Source organism: Paraburkholderia dilworthii (genome assembly GCF_000472525.1).
Classification (GTDB): domain Bacteria; phylum Pseudomonadota; class Gammaproteobacteria; order Burkholderiales; family Burkholderiaceae; genus Paraburkholderia; species Paraburkholderia dilworthii.
In genome coordinates this window covers 61,105-77,369 of the sequence record NZ_AWZT01000035.1, presented here as the reverse complement: position 1 = coordinate 77,369, position 16,265 = coordinate 61,105, and the positions used below count along the sequence as shown (strand labels likewise).

Here is a 16,265-nt window from a genome sequence, read left to right as displayed (position 1 = left end):
AACAGGACCGTGAAACGACTCCACGCCGATGATAGTGCGGATTGCCCGTGTGAAAGTAGGTCATCGTCAGGCTCCCCAGCAGAACCAGAAACCCCACCCCAACACGGTGGGGTTTCTGCGTTTACGGCGCGATAGAACCGCATCGACCGGCGCCAGGCACAGCCTCGTCGTCCGTCACTGCCTGCCGATGCGCAGCGCGTTCNCGTAGCCCGTCAGTTCCAGATAGCCTCGCCCAGCCTCAACCCCAGCCCCAGCCGCGGCGCCATCGCGGCTCACCCGCGCCGCACCTTCCCAGTACACCGCGCCGGTCGACCGCCGCGAGTCCAGTTCCTGATCGTCCATCGGCGGATCGATCTGCCATGTCAGCGCAAGATGTCAGCGAATCTTCACTCGCCCATCCTACTTTTCTTGCCCCAAGAATCGCTGCGCAAGCCGTACCCAGTACGTCGAGCCGATTGGCAGCAATTCATCGTTGAAGTCATAACTTGCGTTATGCAGCATGCACGGCCCCGCGCCGTGACCGGCCTCCCGGTGCCCACCATCCCCGTTGCCAAGAAACGCGTAACACCCCGGCTTCGCCAGTAACATGAAGGAAAAGTCTTCGGCGCCCATCGTCGGCTCGACAGCGTCGTCGACGTTCTCTGCCCCCACGACTTCCTTCATGACGGCGGCTGCAAAATGGGCCTCTTTACTGGAGTTGATGGTAGGCGGGTAGTTCCTGTGGAAATGAACGTCGACCGAGCAATCGTAAGCCTCTGCTGTGCTTTCAGCGATTTTGCGCATGCGCGCTTCAATAAGATCGAGCGTCTCGGTCGTAAAAGTGCGCACCGTGCCAGCGAGCCACGCATCATCAGGAACGACGTTGACCGCATCGCCAGCGTGAATCTGCGTGATTGACAGCACGGCTGTATCGAGCGGTTTTTTGTTTCGCGTGACGATGCTCTGCAACCCGTTGGCAATCTGTACGGCAGTAAAGACAGGGTCGCGCCCATTGTGCGGTAGTGCCGCGTGTGAGCCGACGCCCTTGATCTCAATACGGAACTCGTTGCTCGAGGCCATAATGGGGCCTTCTCTTACGCCGAATTTTCCCGCAGGCATGCCCGGCCAGTTGTGGATCCCGAACACAGCGTCGACCGGAAATTTCTCGAATAGCCCGTCGTCGATCATGGCCTGCGCGCCCGCGCCGCCTTCTTCGGCCGGCTGAAAAATGAATACGATGGTGCCGTCGAAATCGCCGTGCTTCGCAAGATGTCGCGCTGCGCCGAGAAGCATCGCTGTGTGCCCATCGTGACCACAAGCGTGCATTTTCCCGTCGTTTTTCGATCGATGCTCGAAGCTATTCAGTTCCTGAATCGGCAAAGCGTCCATGTCAGCACGCAGACCGATGGAGCGCGTGCCATTGCCGCGTTTGAGCACACCAACCACGCCTGTCTTGCCCAACCCACGATGGGTTTCTATCCCCCATGAATCAAGCGTTTTGGCGACCAGATCCGCAGTCGCAGTTTCTTCGTAACGCAGTTCGGGGTGGGCGTGGATCGTTCGTCGAAGAGTCTGAATTTCTCCGTGGCCAGCTTGAATTTCGGGGATCAGTTTCATAATGGAGTGCCGATGCGCTTGCGCTTTGACTAACGGGGGATCGCTCGGGCGATATGCGCCCGGACGCAATGCTAACGATTCTACGCCGAAGGCTTTTTGGCGGCACCATGCAGGCAACTGCTGATGGACGTAATAAAATCCGGCGTTGCCCCTGCTCACCTGAATGGTTACCCAATGAACGCTCCGACCGAATTCGCTCGCGCCGTGTGCCCCCACGACTGCCCCGACACCTGCGCGATGCGAGTAATAGTGGAGAGCGGGCGCGCAATCAAAGTGGTCGGCGACCCGGACCATCCTCCGACACAAGGCGTGCTGTGTACCAAAGTGAGTCGCTACGCTGAGCGCGTTCACCATCCGCAACGGCTGACAACGCCGATGAAGCGCGTTGGCCGCAAGGGCGAAGGCCGTTTTCAACCGATTAGCTGGGAAGAAGCGCTCGAGCTGGGCGCGAAGCATCTGTCCGAGATCGCGGGGCGCGAGCCCGAAGCCATCCTTCCATACAGCTATGCAGGCACGATGGGCCTCGTTCAGGGCGACAGCATCGCGCAACGATTTTTCCACAAGCTCGGCGCATCGCAGCTCGATCGCACGATTTGTGCTGCGGCCGGTGCGGCAGGCCTGAAGTACACGTATGGCGCGAGCCTCGGCATGCTGACCGAGTTTTTCGAGGAAAGCGAGGTCATCCTGATCTGGGGCTCGAATCCGATCGCGTCGAATTTGCACTTCTGGACGCGTGCGCAAGAGGCCAAGCGTCGAGGCGCGCGGCTCATTGCAATCGACCCTTATCGCTCGCTGACCGCGGAAAAATGCCATCAACACATTGCACTAAAGCCGGGTACGGACGGCGCGCTAGCGCTCGGCATGATGAACGTGCTGATCTCGGAGGAATTGCTCGATCACGCGTACATTGCGGCGCATACATTGGGCTTTGCCGAGCTCAAAGCTCGGGCACTCGGTTACCCGCCGTCGCGCGTCGCGAAAATTTGCGGCATTGACGAACAGGTTATCGTCGACCTCGCGCGACTTTACGGCAGCACAAAGAAAGCAGCGATCCGCGTCAACTATGGTCTGCAAAGAGTACGCGGTGGCGGCAACGCCGTGCGCGCGATCGCGTGCCTGCCGTCGCTGACCGGTGCCTGGCGCGAGCGCGCGGGTGGCGCCTTGCTGTCGTCATCCGGATGGGCGCCGATCGACACACATGCGCTGCAGCGTCCCGACCTGATGCCGGGCTGGCCGGGCAAACCGGGCCGCAAAGTCAATATGAACGCAATCGGCGACGCGTTGCTACATCCGGGCGACGCGGCATTCGGTCCGAAAATCGAGGCGATCGTCGTCTATAACTCGAATCCCGTCGCCGTCGCACCTGATTCGGAGCGCGTTGCAGCGGGGTTCGCACGCGAGGATGTTTTCACGATCGTGCTCGAGCACTTTCAGACCGACACCGCGGATTATGCGGACCTGCTCCTGCCTGCCACCACTCAACTCGAGCATCTCGACGTGCACAAGTCATACGGCCACACGCACGTGATGGTGAACATGCCGGTAATCCCGCCGGTGGGCGACGCGCGCCCTAACACTGAGATTTTCCGCGGCCTGGCGCGTCATATGGCGCTTGACGAGCCTGCGCTGTTCGAAAGCGACGAAGCCGTCGCGCGCAGTGCATTCCGTTGGGAAGACGAGACGCTGGCTGGCGTCGATTGGGAGATGCTCAAACAAACCGGCTGGGCAAAGCTAAACCTCCCCGACGCGCCTTTTGCGAAGGGCGGGTTTCGCACGCCCTCGGGCAAATGCGAGTTCTACAGTGCGCGGCTCGCGCAACAAGGGCTGGATCCGCTTCCGGATTATCTGCCGCCCTACGAATCCGCGGAGTTCGCGCCAGAACTCGCCGCTCGATACCCGCTTGCGATGATTTCGCCACCCGCGCGCAACTTCCTGAACAGCACGTTCGTCAACGTTGAAAGTCTACGGTCGACCGAAGGCGAGCCGCATCTGGATATCCATCCGGCGGACGCTGAATCGCGGAATATCGTCGACGGTGACCAAGTGCGCATTTTCAACGACCGCGGCTCGATGCAGGCTCGCGCCCGCGTCACCGACCGGGCGCGTCAGGGCCTCGTGGTCGGCCTCTCGATCTGGTGGAAGAAACTCGCGCCCGATGGCCGCAACGCAAATCAGGTCACGAGCCAGGCGCTGACCGATCTTGGTGGCTCTGCAACTTTCTACGACTGCCTCGTCGAAGTTGAGCGCGTCTGACGCTCGCTTTTCATCTCTCGCAAGCTTCGCCGCAAAGGCGTTTGAAGGTTCGAGGCAGCAGTCTAACCACGCCGTTTTTCGCGAATGCCGCAGAGAGCCCCATGCTACGATGCGTTTTTAGCACGACCATTCGAAAATAAAGAAGGAGACGCTGCATGGATAAAATATGGCTGAAATCTTACCCGCCCGGCGTTCCCGCAGAGATCGACCCATCCCGCTATTCGTCCGTCGCTGAACTGCTTGAGGAGGCATTCCGCGAGCACCGCGACAAGCCGGCGTTCGTGTGCATGGGGAAAGAGATCAGCTACGGCGAACTCGACGCGCTCTCGCGCAAGCTGGCCGCGTGGTTTCAGTCGAAGGGACTTGCGCGCGGCGCTCGCATCGCGATCATGATGCCCAACGTGCTGCAATATCCGGTAGCGATTGCAGCGATCCTGCGCGCGGGTTACGTGGTTGTGAACGTCAACCCGCTGTACACGCCGCGCGAGCTCGAGCATCAGTTGAAGGACAGCGGCGCCGAAGCAATCATCCTGCTCGAGAACTTCGCCGTCACATTGCAGGCAGTTGTGCGTAACACTGCAATCAAGCATATCGTGGTCGCCGCAATGGGCGATCTGATGGGCGTCAAAGGCGCTGTGGTGAACTTCGTCGTGCGCCGGGTGAAGAAGATGGTGCCGGCCTGGAGCTTGCCCGGCCACATCCAGTTCAACGCCGCGATCGCGCAAGGCGGGCGTCAGACGTTCAAACCTGTCCAGCAAGGCCCCGACGATGTTGCGTTCCTCCAGTACACCGGCGGCACGACAGGCGTCGCCAAGGGCGCAACGCTGCTGCACCGGAATCTGATCGCCAACGTGCTGCAATCGGAAATCTGGCTCGATCCGGTTCGCGCTAACCGCACGGACATCGAGCAGTTCATTACCGTCGTGGCGCTGCCGCTTTATCACGTTTTCGCGCTGACTGTGTGCGGGCTGCTGACGATTCGCACGGGAGGCTTGGGCGTGCTGATCCCGAATCCACGCGATATTCCCGGCATGGTCAAAGCGCTGGAAGGTTATCCGATCACGACAATCCCCGCAGTCAACACGCTCTACAACGCGATGTTGAACAGCCCTGACTTCCACAAGCTCGATTTTTCCAAACTGATCGCGGCCAACGGCGGAGGCATGGCGGTCCAGGAGGCTGTCGCGAAGCGCTGGTTCGAGCATACGCGTACGCCGATCATCGAGGGCTATGGCTTGTCCGAAACCTCGCCGTGCGTCACGTGCAATCCGGTCACGGTAACGGAATATAGCGGCACGATCGGCTTACCCTTGCCGTCGACCGAAATCTCGATCCGCGACGACGAGGGCAACGAAGTCCCGCTTGGGCAACCGGGCGAGATCTGCATTCGTGGCCCGCAAGTCATGGCTGGCTATTGGAACCGGCCCGATGAAACGGCCAAAGTTATGACGTCGGACGGCTTCTTCAAATCGGGCGATGTGGGTTTCATGAACGAGCGCGGTTTCGTGAAAATCGTCGACCGCAAGAAGGACATGATTCTGGTTTCCGGCTTCAACGTCTATCCGAACGAGATCGAAGACGTGGTCGCGAAGCTGCCCGGTGTATTCGAAGTGGCCGCGGTCGGCGTGCCGGATCAGCATTCAGGTGAGGCAGTGAAGTTGTTCGTGGTCAGAAAGGACGAGGCGTTGACCGACGCGGACATTTTCGCCTACTGCAAGCAGCAGCTAACCGGCTATAAGCGGCCGAAGATCGTCGAATTCCGCACCGAGCTGCCGAAGAGCAATGTCGGCAAGATATTGCGTCGCGAGCTGCGCGACGGGCGTGCATGAACGTGGGGCGCATGCGATTGGCGCGCATCTGAAGTTCCCATAACGGGGACTCAGTGGGCAAAACGAGAAAGGCCCGGCAGACAACAGGTCTGCCGGGCCTTTTTACGCGCGGTCGCCAACAGCGAAGCACAGGGCGCCCCTCGCTTCGTCGGACACATAAAAAAAGGCGCCCGAAGGCGCCTTTAAGGCAAACTGCGTTTTTACGACTTATTAGAACTTGTGACGGATGCCGACGCGAGCAGCGAGCTGGTTCTGGTTCGACGAGCCCGACAGGCCGTTGATGCCAGCCTTTGCCGAAGTCACTGCGCCAGTAGCGGTCAGCGTGTCACCCAAAGCGTGCTGATAAACGCCGATCACGTAGACGTCGGTACGCTTGGACAGGAAGTAGTCCACGCCCAGTGAGCCTTGGTGGTACTGGGCACGCGATGCACCAGCGATGTCCGCGCCGCGCGTGTAGTCGTATGCTGCGCCGACCAGCAACGCCGGGGTCAACTGGTACTTGAAGTTGATTTCCGCGTTGTTAAACGTAGCCGACTGACCCTTGAACGGCGATGCATACGAAGCACCCAGGTTCGCGAAGCGGATGTTCGAGTACGTCAGGCCGACCGTTGCCGCGCCGAACGTGTACGCGCCGCCTGCACCAATTACCTGGTACGTGTTAGCCGACGAGAAGCCAGCGTAGACCGGCGAGGTCACTGCGAAATTCGCAGCGGCCGTCGGGGTTGCCGGCGTGTTCGTGGCGATCGTGCCGCCGTTGTTGAACAGGCCGCCCGAAGCTGCCGGCGTACGTGCGTTCAAGTAACCGACGCCCAAAACCAACGGACCGTTGTTGTAGCCAGCGCCCAACGACCAGATCTGGTTCGACGTAACGTTGCCAGCAACACCGCCGAAGCTATACGTGCCGCCGAACTTCAGGCCGCCGTAATCCGCGCTCGTGTACTTGACCGTATTGTTCGTACGGTATGCGTTGTTGAAGTTGTCGATGTCGCCCGGGTGAGCAGCGATGTAGCCGCCCCACTGGTCGCCGGCTTCCAGCGGACCAACGTAGTCGACGACGGAGTCGTACTGACGACCCAGCGTGACCGTGCCGAACTGGCTCGACAGACCGACGTAAGCTTGACGACCGAACATCAGGCCGCCTTGACCCAGCTTGCCGTTGTTCACGTCAAAGCCGTTTTCCAACACGAAGATGGCCTTCAGACCGCCGCCCAGATCTTCCGTGCCACGCAGGCCGAAACGCGAGCCTTGCATAACACCGCTGGACAGGTTGTACAGGTGCTTGCCGCCCGAGTTGGTGTTGATGTTGAAGCCTTCGTCAATGATACCGTACAGGGTCACGCTGCTCTGAGCATGTGCGACGCCTGCGAATGCGCCCAGTGCTGCGAGAGCGAGAAGCGACTTTTTCATCGAATGATCTCCAAGGATTACGAATCTTTTGTACAAGGCGAATATTTATGTAGCGTTGAGGCCTTGCTTGTCCAACTTCGCGAGAAGTTGCACGTAATGTAACAAAATGGCTACATGGCACAAAGAAAAAGGAGGTCGCCAGGAAGGGTCCTGTTTCGTTTACGCAACATGATCTAGAATCGAAATTTTGATGCGTCAGACAGCTGAATCAGACCTCGCCGCGGCCCGCATTTTTCTTCGAAAAGCCTTGCTGTATGGGGCGCGCGGTGCGGGGAGCCAGTTGTCGAATCAGGGAGTACCGAATGTTTCTGGACGAGTTGATTACTGAATTTGATCGGGGTTTACGCTCAATGACTGGGGTGTCGCGCATGAGCCGTCCTTTGCCAGTTCCGCAAGAATTGGCGGCTCACGCGGAAGTGCCCGAATTATCTCCCGCCGAACGTGCTCACTCCGCAGGCCTCATGCGCGTGAATCACGTGGGTGAAGTCTGCGCGCAGGCGCTCTACCAGGCGCAGAAGCTGGCGACCAGGTCGCCATCGCTGCGGACGGTGTTCGATCGCGCCGCAGTCGAGGAAGAAGATCACCTCGCATGGACCGCTAAACGTCTGGAGGCATTGGACTCGCGTCCGAGTCTGCTCAATCCGCTCTGGTATGCAGGCGCACTCGCTATCGGCCTTGCAGCCGGACGCCTGGGCGACCGCGTCAGTCTGGGCTTCATGGCGGAAACCGAGCGCCAGGTCGAACAGCATCTCGATAGCCACATGGACCGTTTGCCTGCCGCCGACCGCGAGTCGCGTGCCATTGTCGAGCAGATGCGAATCGACGAAGCCGAGCATGGAAAGGCCGCAATGGACGCCGGCGGCATCGAGTTACCGTTCCCGGTGCGCGCGTTAATGCGCGCCATGTCGAAAGTGATGACTCGCACGGCCTACTACATATAAGAAACCGCAGACGTCGGTTTGACTGCTGCAACCCTCCGCAGCTGCCGTGAGTGGGACGACGCCGTGCGCGTCGTCCGCTATCAGCTCCGAAAACCCCGCCAAACACCTTCCAGACACCCATCGCGATCGCTGACGAACAGCGCCTTTCGCTCGCACTTTTCACGTATCACCTTCACAAGCGTCAGTAGCCCTTTCATTTATAACGGTTTTCCGTTTTACGTCTGACGTGAAGGAGTCGCGCTAAGTCCTTGTTCTTACAAACAAAATTCGCTCGAAAACGGTCTGTCTCCCTTGACCCCTGTTTAGCGTTCCTCTAAAGTGGGAGACAGTGTGAGAAAGTGTATTTTTGTGTGATCTGACACGCGGTTTCGGGTAGATTTTTACGAATCGGGCAACCAGCGCAACGGCGCTGGTCAAGAGGGAGAGCGAAGTGTTCCAAGGGGCGTCGGCGCTGACTCTCGATGCGAAAGGACGGATGTCGATTCCGTCCCGCTATCGGGATGCGCTGCAAACACAGGCAGAGGGCCGGGTGACGATCACCAAGCACCCTGACGGCTGCCTGTTGCTCTTTCCGCGCCCGGAGTGGGAAATCTTCCGCGACAAAGTCGACAAGCTTCCCATGAACGCGGCGTGGTGGAAGCGCATTTTCCTCGGCAATGCAATGGACGTGGACATGGACGGCGCGGGCCGCGTGCTCGTGTCGCCGGAGTTGCGCGCGGCCGGCACGCTGGAAAAAGAAGTGACCTTGCTCGGCATGGGGCGTCACTTCGAGTTATGGGACGCACAGATTTACGCCGCGAAGGAACAGGCGGCGATCGCCGAGGGCATGCCCGAAGCGTTGAAGAATTTCACGTTCTGATCGCGGCTTACATATATGGCACCTGCGATGAGAAACGAATTGCAGCATCGCACGGTGCTGCTGGAAGAAGCGGTAGAGGCGCTCGTCACACGTGCGGACGGCGTGTACGTGGACGGCACGTTCGGGCGCGGCGGTCATAGCCGGCTGGTACTGGAGAAGCTGAGCGAGTCGGGGCGTCTGATCGCTTTCGACAAAGACCCGCTCGCGATCGCCACCGCGCAACAGATCGCCGATCCGCGCTTTGGCATCGTGCACGAGAGTTTTGCTTCACTGCGCTCCGCAGTTGCGGAGCGCGGGATTGAACGGGTGTCGGGTGTTTTGCTGGATCTGGGCGTGTCGTCGCCGCAAGTCGACGACCCGGAGCGGGGTTTCAGTTTCCGCGCCGACGGCCCGCTCGACATGCGGATGGACCCGACGCGCGGCGAGTCTGCCGCTGACTGGCTGGCGCGGGCCACGGTGCAGGAACTGACGGAGGTGATACGAGATTATGGGGAAGAACGGTTTGCTTTTCAGATTGCAAAGGCGCTTGTTGCTCGCCGGGCAGAGTCCGACCGTCTTGGGCCTCTCGTCAGCACGGGCGAGCTTGCCCAAATCGTGGCTAACGTCGTCAAAACCCGTGAGAAGGGCAAGGATCCGGCAACCCGCACCTTTCAGGCTATACGGATTCACATCAATCAAGAGCTTGCGGAGCTGCAAGTCGTTTTAGAAGCAGCGTTGTCGCTGTTGGAGCAAGGGGGGCGGCTGGTGGTCATCAGCTTTCATTCGCTCGAAGACCGGATCGTCAAGCGATTCATGCAGGCGCACGCAAGTACGCCGACGGTCGATCGTCGTCTGCCGATTCGTGCCGTCGATCTGCCGAGTCCCCCGCTCAAAATCATCGGCCGCGTGTTTGCGAGCGACGCTGAAGTCGCCGCGAATCCGCGCGCCCGTTCTGCCGTGATGCGCGTGGCGGAGCGAATCGCACCATGAATCGCCTCAACATCTTCCTGCTGATGATCGTGATGGGATGTGCCTTGTCTGTCGTCAACGCCACCAATCAGCAGCGCCAGATCTTTATCCAGTTGCAGCGCGCCCAATCGCAGGAGCGCCAGTTGCAGCAGGACTATTCGCAACTTCAATATCAGCAGAGCGCGCTGTCCAAAACGTCGCGCATCGAGCAGATCGCCACCGCGTCGCTGAAGATGCAGTCGGTCACGACCGGCCGCACGCAATATCTGACGCTCGACCCGGGCGCCGCGAAGGCTGAAGACGCGCCGATCCCGACTTCCGGTCCGGCATCCGCGCCGGCCGCGAGCCGTAGCGGAGGCGTGCGATGAAAAAATCGTCAGCCCGCAAGAGCGTCGCCTTCTCGGCCAACCCGATCCTGTCAGTGCGCCTGCCGATGTGGCGCTCGAAGCTCGTCGTGTTCATGCTCTTCATGGCGTTCGTCGCGCTTACCGCACGCGCTTTCTGGATTCAGGGCCCCGGCAACGCGTTCTATCAGAAACAAGGCGAAATCCGTTACCAGCGTCGCCTCGAACTCCCGGCCACGCGCGGCAAGATTCTCGACCGTAACGGTCTCGTGCTGGCCACGAGTCTGCCGGTGCGCGCCATCTGGGCGATCCCCGAATCGGTTCCGGACGATCTCGGCGCCGACAAGCTCGGCGCGCTGGGCAAACTGCTCGGCATGACCGACAAGGAATTGCGCAGGAAGCTCTCGGAAGACAAGAACTTTGTGTACGTGAAACGCCAGGTGCCGGTCGACATCGCCGAGAAGGTGAAGGCGCTCGACATCCCAGGCATTTACGCGCGCGACGAATACAAGCGCTTCTATCCGGAAGGCGAGATCACCGCTCACCTGATCGGCTTCACGAACGTCGAGGACGAAGGCCAGGAAGGCGTCGAGCTCGGCGATCAGAAGCTGCTCGCGGGCATGTCCGGCAGCCGCCGGGTGATCAAGGACCGCATGGGCCACATCATCGAGGACGTGGACGAGCAGGTCGTGCCGCATAACGGCCAAGACGTGGATCTGTCGATCGACAGCAAAATCCAGTACATCGCGTATACGAACCTGAAAGCGGCGGTCGAAAAATTCAAGGCGAAGGCCGGCGCGGCGATGGTGATCGACGTGCGGACCGGCGAAGTGCTCGCGCTCGTCAATTACCCCACGTACAACCCGAACGACCGTTCACACCTGACCGGCGACCAGCTTCGCAACCGCATTCTGACCGACACGTTCGAGCCGGGCTCGATCATGAAGCCGTTCACGGTGTCGCTCGCGCTCGATCTGCACCGCGTCACGCCGACTACACTGGTTGATACAGGCGGCGGCCGCTTCGTGCTTGACGGTGCGCCGATTACCGACGACAGCGCGTTCGGTGTCCTGACCGTTGGCGGCGTGATCCAGAAGTCGAGCAACATCGGCGCGACGAAGATCGCGATGCAGCTCAAGCCCGAAGAGATGTGGAATATGTATACGAGCATCGGTCTCGGGCAGGCGCCGAAGGTCGGTTTCCCCGGGGCGGCGGCGGGACGGCTGCGTCCGTGGAAGAGCTGGCGCCGCATCGAGCAGGCGACCATGTCGTACGGCTACGGCCTGTCGGTGTCGCTATTCCAGTTGGGGCGCGCATATACCGCCATCGCACACGACGGTCAGATCATGCCGGTGTCGATTTTCCGCACGCCTGTCGACCAACCGGCTACAGGGCCGCAAATCTTTTCGCCGACCACCGCCCGCGAAGTGCGCGCGATGCTCGAAACCGTCGTCTCGCCGGGCGGCACGTCGCCGGACGCGGCGGTGCCGGGCTATCGCGTCGGCGGCAAGAGCGGTACGGCATACAAGCACGGTCCGCACGGTTACGACCACTCGAAGTATCGCGCGTCCTTTGTCGGCATGGCGCCGATGCCCAACCCGCGCATCGTCGTCGCAGTGTCGGTCGACGAGCCGACTGCGGGCAGTCACTTCGGCGGCCAGGTGTCGGGACCGGTGTTCTCAAGCATCGTCGGCGATACGTTGCGCTCGCTGAACGTGCCGCCGCAAATGCCGGTGAAGCAGATGGTGGTATCGGACGATTCCGCATCTGCCGCGCCTTCCGCAACGCCCGCGCCGTCCGCGGCGAAGAAGATTTCGACCAACGCCGGCGCTAAGAAGATGACGATTTCCACGAATGCGAAGAGCCATCCGGGAGTCGTTCGATGAGCGCGCTGCGCAACAATCATCCGGCGCATCGGCAGATCGCCGAAGCGTTGAACTGGCTGCGCGCTCGCGTGCAGCCAGGCGCGCATGTGCATGCCGACACGCGTTCGCTCGCGGCTGGCGACGCGTTCTTCGCCTACGCGGTGGATGGCGCGGACAACCGTCCGTTTATCTCCGGCGCGATAGAGCGCGGCGCCGCCGCAGTGCTCCTCCAGCCGGAAGGCTTTAGCGGCCCGCTCGATCCGTCCATCACGCTGGCCGTGCCGGCGTTGAACGAGCTCGCCGGCGCACTCGCGAGTGCCTGGTACAACGATCCGAGCGACAACATGCTGACGGTCGGCATCACTGGCACGAACGGCAAGACTTCGTGCAGTCAGTGGATTTCCGCGGCGCTGACCGCGCTCGGCACACGTTGCGCGATCATCGGCACGCTCGGCACCGGCTTGCCGGGACAACTCGTGCACACCGGCTTCACGACACCCGACGCGCCGCAATTGCAGCGCAGTCTCGCGCAGTTGCGCGACGCCGGCGCGCGCGCAGTGGCGATGGAAGTGTCGTCGCACGCGCTGCATCAGGGGCGCGTGAACGGCACCGCGTTCGACATCGCCGTGTTCACGAATCTCACGCAAGACCATCTGGACTATCACCGCACGTTCGAAGCGTATGAAGCGGCGAAGGCGCGTCTTTTCGCGTGGCCGGAACTGCGCGCGGCGGTGATCAATCGCGACGACGCGGCCGGCCGCCGTTTGCTTGCCAGCACGCAAGGTCACGCGCGCACCATCGCTTACGGCCTCGACTCCGCGTTGCAAGACGCGTCGCAAAGTGCACAGCAAAACGCGCCGCAAGCCGACGCGTGGTTGCTCGCATCGAACGTGCGGGCGACCGCAACGGGCACCGCGTTCCATCTAAGCACGTCCGATTGGGGCAAGGCCGACGTCGAAGTGCAAACGCTCGGTGCGTTCAACGTGAGCAATCTGCTCGGCGTGCTTGGCGCCTTGCTTGCCGCCGACGCGCCGTTCGACGCGGCGCTCGCCCAACTGGCGAAGCTCGAGTCGGTGAACGGCCGCATGGAACGCCTTGGCGGCCGCTTGCAGAACGACGAGCCACTCGTCGTGATCGACTACGCGCACACGCCGGACGCGCTCGAAAAAACGTTGCAAGCGCTGCGCCCGATGGCGGCCGCGCGCGGCGGCGAACTCATTTGCATGTTCGGCTGCGGTGGCGACCGCGACGCGACCAAGCGTCCGTTGATGGGCGCAATCGCCGAGAAGATCGCGGACGGCGTCGTGGTCACGAGCGACAACCCGCGCAGCGAAGATCCGCAATCGATCATCGAGCAAATCGCAGCGGGAATGAAAGACGCGTCGAAAGCGCGCCGCATCGAAGACCGCGCGAGCGCGATCCTTCAGGCGATCCGCAGCGCCGCGCGCGAAGACGTCATCGTGCTGGCCGGCAAGGGGCACGAAGCGACACAGGAAATCATGGGTAAAAAGCGCGCTTTCTCCGACCAGGATCACGCCCGTCTCGCGCTCGCTGCGCGCGCGACGCAGGCACGCGGAGGTGGCGAATGAGCGGGCAAGGCAATGTGATGTTCTCGCTGCGTGAAGCCGCGGCGCTGATCCCGGGCGCAACCGTACTCGGCGACGACAGCGTTACGTTCGAACGCGTGTCGACCGATAGCCGCAGCGCGGGTCCGGGCGATCTGTTCGTCGCGATCAAGGGTGAGCGTTTCGACGCGCACGACTTCCTTTCCGACATCGCAGCGCGCAATGTCACGGCGGCGCTCGTCTCGCGCACGCCGCAAGGTTGGAACGTGCCGGCGCTGCGCGTGACCGATACGCGCGTGGGTTTGGGCGCACTCGCTCGCGGCTGGCGTCGCAAGTTCAGCATGCCGCTCGTCGCCGTGACCGGAAGCAACGGCAAGACCACGGTCAAGGAAATGATCGCGTCGATCTTCGCTGCCGCTGTTGGCGCCGATGCACGGCTCGCGACTGCGGGCAACTTCAATAACGATATCGGCTTGCCGCTCACGCTGTTCCGTCTGCACGCCGCGCACGAATTGGCGGTGGTCGAACTTGGCATGAATCATCCCGGGGAAACGTCGTTGCTCGCGAAGATCGCGGAGCCGACGGTCGCCGTGGTGAACAACGCGCAGCGCGAGCATCAGGAATTCATGGCGACCGTCGAGGCCGTCGCGCTCGAACATGCGAGCGTCATTCACGCGCTGAACCCGGAAGGCGTCGCTGTCTTTCCCGCGGACGATGCGTACGCAAGCATCTGGCGCGTGGCCGCCACCGGCAACCGGATCATGGATTTCGCGCTGAATTCTGCGGGACGCAGCACGCAGGCCGCAGTCACTGGCACATTCGACGGCATGTCCCTGAGCATCGACACACCGCAAGGCCACGTCGAGGTCACGCTGCAAGTGCTGGGCAATCACAACGCGCACAACGCATTGGCCGCGACTTCGGCGGCGCTCGCTGCGGGCGTTTCGCTCGACGCGATCAAGCGCGGCCTCGAATCTTTCGGCGCGGTGAAAGGCCGCTTGCAGGTCAAGCACGCCGCGCTCGGTACGCTCGCCGGCGCGACGGTGATCGACGACACGTACAACGCCAATCCCGATTCGATGCGCGCCGCAATCGACGTGCTCGCATCGCACGCTTCGCCGCGCGTGCTGGTGATGGGCGATATGGGCGAAGTCGGCGACAACGGTCCGGCATTTCACCGCGAAATCGGCGCATACGCCAAAGAGCGTGGTATCGACGCGCTGTACGCAATGGGCGATGCGTCGCGCGACGCCTGCACCGCGTATGGCGCCAACGCGCATCACGTTGCCGACGTCGGCACGCTGGTCGCGCAATTGCAGCAGGCCGGTTTCGGCGCGGCTGCAACGCTTCTCGTGAAAGGCTCGCGCTTCATGCAGATGGAGCGCGTGGTGGACGCCGTTACGAGTCCACAACCCAACGCAGCGGGCAGTACGCCCGCCGCACACTGAAATAGAAGGACCGAAGCATGCTACTGGCGCTGGCGCAATGGCTGCAGAATGACGCAAGCTTCTTGCGCGTGTTCAGTTATCTGACTTTCCGCGCGGTGATGGCCACCATCACCGCGCTGCTGATCGGGCTCGTCTGCGGCCCGGCGGTGATTCGCAAGCTGACCGCCATGAAGGTCGGTCAGGCGGTCCGCAAAGACGGTCCGCAATCGCATCTGGTGAAATCCGGCACGCCGACAATGGGCGGTGTGCTGATTCTGCTCGGCATCGCTGTGGCTACGCTGTTGTGGGCCGATCTGACCAATCGTTTTATCTGGATCGTGATGCTCGTCACGTTCGGCTTCGGCGTGATCGGCTGGGTCGACGATTACCGCAAGGTCGTCTACAAAGATCCGCGCGGCATGTCGTCGCGCGAAAAGTATTTCTGGCAGTCGGTGATTGGTCTGTTCGCCGCGGTGTATCTGGCGTTCAGCGTGTCGGAGGCGAGCAATGTGCGCGTGTTCGACCTGTTCATGGCGTGGGTGCGCAGCGGTTTGTCGATGGGCTTGCCCGCGCGCGCCGACCTGATGCTGCCGTTCGTCAAGTCGATCAGCTATCCGCTCGGCGTATGGGGCTTCATCGTGCTGACGTATCTGGTGATCGTCGGCGCGAGCAACGCGGTCAATCTCACTGACGGGCTCGACGGCCTCGTGATCATGCCGGTCGTGCTGGTCGGCGCATCGCTCGGCGTGTTCGCTTACGTGATGGGCAGCTCGGTCTACTCGAAGTATCTGTTGTTCCCGCATATCGCCGGCGCGGGCGAGTTGCTGATTTTCTGTTCCGCGATGGGCGGCGCGGGCCTCGCGTTCCTCTGGTTCAACACGCACCCGGCGCAAATGTTCATGGGCGATGTCGGCGCGCTCGCGCTCGGCGGCGCGCTCGGCACCGTCGCGGTGATCGTGCGTCAGGAAATCGTGCTTTTCATCATGGGCGGCATTTTCGTCGCGGAAACGCTCTCCGTAATGTTGCAGGTGGCGTGGTTCAAATTCACCAAGCGCCGTTTCGGCGAAGGGCGGCGTCTCTTCAAGATGGCGCCGCTGCACCACCATTTCGAATTGTCGGGTTGGAAGGAAACGCAGGTGGTCGTGCGTTTCTGGATCATCACGTTGATGTTGTGTCTGTTCGGATTGTCCACGCTCAAACTGCGTTAAGCAGCGGGCATTAAAGGAAGCAG

12 protein-coding genes and 1 pseudogene are annotated in these 16,265 nt (G+C 61.4%); 10 read left to right on the top strand and 3 right to left on the bottom strand.

Features of this window, described 5'->3' with window-relative positions:
- Positions 1 to 174: 174 nt before the first annotated feature.
- Both F759_RS41230 and F759_RS0125355 read right to left on the bottom strand, forming a co-directional pair.
- Positions 175 to 369, bottom strand: a pseudogene (locus tag F759_RS41230) (lipocalin family protein); the annotation flags it as partial.
- Positions 370 to 399: 30 nt separating this feature from the next.
- Positions 400 to 1,596: a M20 aminoacylase family protein gene (locus tag F759_RS0125355; RefSeq protein ID WP_027802339.1), complete on the bottom strand. Its 1,197-nt coding sequence runs from the start codon at positions 1,594 to 1,596 to the stop codon at positions 400 to 402.
- Between the two features lie 174 nt (positions 1,597 to 1,770).
- On the opposite strand from F759_RS0125355, the gene F759_RS0125350 reads away from it, so the two are divergent.
- A complete protein-coding gene (locus F759_RS0125350) occupies positions 1,771 to 3,849 on the top strand; it encodes a molybdopterin-containing oxidoreductase family protein (RefSeq protein WP_027802338.1) in 2,079 nt (692 codons plus the stop codon).
- Between the two features lie 155 nt (positions 3,850 to 4,004).
- Positions 4,005 to 5,678, top strand: a complete 1,674-nt coding sequence (locus tag F759_RS0125345; protein WP_027802337.1) for a long-chain fatty acid--CoA ligase — start codon at positions 4,005 to 4,007, stop codon at positions 5,676 to 5,678.
- A gap of 210 nt (positions 5,679 to 5,888) precedes the next feature.
- On the opposite strand, the gene F759_RS0125340 is transcribed toward F759_RS0125345, so the two are convergent.
- Positions 5,889 to 7,085 carry a porin gene (locus F759_RS0125340; RefSeq protein WP_027802336.1) on the bottom strand — a complete coding sequence of 399 codons (1,197 nt, stop codon included), beginning with the start codon at positions 7,083 to 7,085 and terminating at the stop codon, positions 5,889 to 5,891.
- A gap of 302 nt (positions 7,086 to 7,387) precedes the next feature.
- Here F759_RS0125340 and coq7 point away from each other — a divergent pair, with 302 nt between their 5' ends.
- The 8 genes from coq7 to mraY all read left to right on the top strand — a co-directional run bounded on the left by coq7 (position 7,388) and on the right by mraY (position 16,242).
- Positions 7,388 to 8,026, top strand: a complete 639-nt coding sequence (gene coq7 / locus F759_RS0125335) for a 2-polyprenyl-3-methyl-6-methoxy-1,4-benzoquinone monooxygenase (RefSeq protein ID WP_027802335.1) — start codon at positions 7,388 to 7,390, stop codon at positions 8,024 to 8,026.
- A gap of 430 nt (positions 8,027 to 8,456) precedes the next feature.
- Positions 8,457 to 8,885 (top strand): division/cell wall cluster transcriptional repressor MraZ, encoded by a 429-nt coding sequence (gene mraZ / locus F759_RS0125330; RefSeq protein ID WP_027802334.1) that lies wholly within the window; start codon positions 8,457 to 8,459, stop codon positions 8,883 to 8,885.
- A gap of 15 nt (positions 8,886 to 8,900) precedes the next feature.
- Positions 8,901 to 9,854 (top strand): 16S rRNA (cytosine(1402)-N(4))-methyltransferase RsmH, encoded by a 954-nt coding sequence (gene rsmH / locus F759_RS0125325; RefSeq protein WP_084534338.1) that lies wholly within the window; start codon positions 8,901 to 8,903, stop codon positions 9,852 to 9,854.
- Positions 9,851 to 10,201 carry a cell division protein FtsL gene (gene ftsL, locus F759_RS0125320; RefSeq protein ID WP_027802332.1) on the top strand — a complete coding sequence of 117 codons (351 nt, stop codon included), beginning with the start codon at positions 9,851 to 9,853 and terminating at the stop codon, positions 10,199 to 10,201. The genes rsmH and ftsL overlap by 4 nt, the downstream gene beginning before the upstream one ends.
- Positions 10,198 to 12,063 (top strand): peptidoglycan D,D-transpeptidase FtsI family protein, encoded by a 1,866-nt coding sequence (locus tag F759_RS0125315; protein ID WP_027802331.1) that lies wholly within the window; start codon positions 10,198 to 10,200, stop codon positions 12,061 to 12,063. The genes ftsL and F759_RS0125315 overlap by 4 nt, the downstream gene beginning before the upstream one ends.
- Positions 12,060 to 13,631: a UDP-N-acetylmuramoyl-L-alanyl-D-glutamate--2,6-diaminopimelate ligase gene (locus F759_RS0125310; protein WP_027802330.1), complete on the top strand. Its 1,572-nt coding sequence runs from the start codon at positions 12,060 to 12,062 to the stop codon at positions 13,629 to 13,631. The genes F759_RS0125315 and F759_RS0125310 overlap by 4 nt, the downstream gene beginning before the upstream one ends.
- The gene (locus F759_RS0125305) at positions 13,628 to 15,055 is read left to right on the top strand and encodes a UDP-N-acetylmuramoyl-tripeptide--D-alanyl-D-alanine ligase (protein ID WP_027802329.1); all 1,428 of its coding nucleotides are present in this window, start codon (positions 13,628 to 13,630) and stop codon (positions 15,053 to 15,055) included. Before F759_RS0125310 ends, F759_RS0125305 begins: the two co-directional genes overlap by 4 nt.
- A gap of 17 nt (positions 15,056 to 15,072) precedes the next feature.
- On the top strand, positions 15,073 to 16,242 hold the full coding sequence (mraY, locus tag F759_RS0125300; RefSeq protein ID WP_027802328.1) for a phospho-N-acetylmuramoyl-pentapeptide-transferase: 1,170 nt from the start codon (positions 15,073 to 15,075) through the stop codon (positions 16,240 to 16,242).
- Positions 16,243 to 16,265 lie beyond the last annotated feature (23 nt).

What these genes read in the sequence shown, in the direction of transcription:
- coq7 (WP_027802335.1), top strand. Translation starts at nt 7,388, where the DNA reads ATGTTTCTGGACGAGTTGATTACTGAATTTGATCGGGGTTTACGCTCA.
- ftsL (WP_027802332.1), top strand. Translation starts at nt 9,851, where the DNA reads ATGAATCGCCTCAACATCTTCCTGCTGATGATCGTGATGGGATGTGCC.
- F759_RS0125305 (WP_027802329.1), top strand. Translation starts at nt 13,628, where the DNA reads ATGAGCGGGCAAGGCAATGTGATGTTCTCGCTGCGTGAAGCCGCGGCG.
- F759_RS0125340 (WP_027802336.1), bottom strand. Translation starts at nt 7,085, where the DNA reads ATGAAAAAGTCGCTTCTCGCTCTCGCAGCACTGGGCGCATTCGCAGGC.
- F759_RS0125350 (WP_027802338.1), top strand. Translation starts at nt 1,771, where the DNA reads ATGAACGCTCCGACCGAATTCGCTCGCGCCGTGTGCCCCCACGACTGC.
- F759_RS0125345 (WP_027802337.1), top strand. Translation starts at nt 4,005, where the DNA reads ATGGATAAAATATGGCTGAAATCTTACCCGCCCGGCGTTCCCGCAGAG.
- rsmH (WP_084534338.1), top strand. Translation starts at nt 8,901, where the DNA reads ATGGCACCTGCGATGAGAAACGAATTGCAGCATCGCACGGTGCTGCTG.
- F759_RS0125310 (WP_027802330.1), top strand. Translation starts at nt 12,060, where the DNA reads ATGAGCGCGCTGCGCAACAATCATCCGGCGCATCGGCAGATCGCCGAA.
- F759_RS0125315 (WP_027802331.1), top strand. Translation starts at nt 10,198, where the DNA reads ATGAAAAAATCGTCAGCCCGCAAGAGCGTCGCCTTCTCGGCCAACCCG.
- mraY (WP_027802328.1), top strand. Translation starts at nt 15,073, where the DNA reads ATGCTACTGGCGCTGGCGCAATGGCTGCAGAATGACGCAAGCTTCTTG.
- F759_RS0125355 (WP_027802339.1), bottom strand. Translation starts at nt 1,596, where the DNA reads ATGAAACTGATCCCCGAAATTCAAGCTGGCCACGGAGAAATTCAGACT.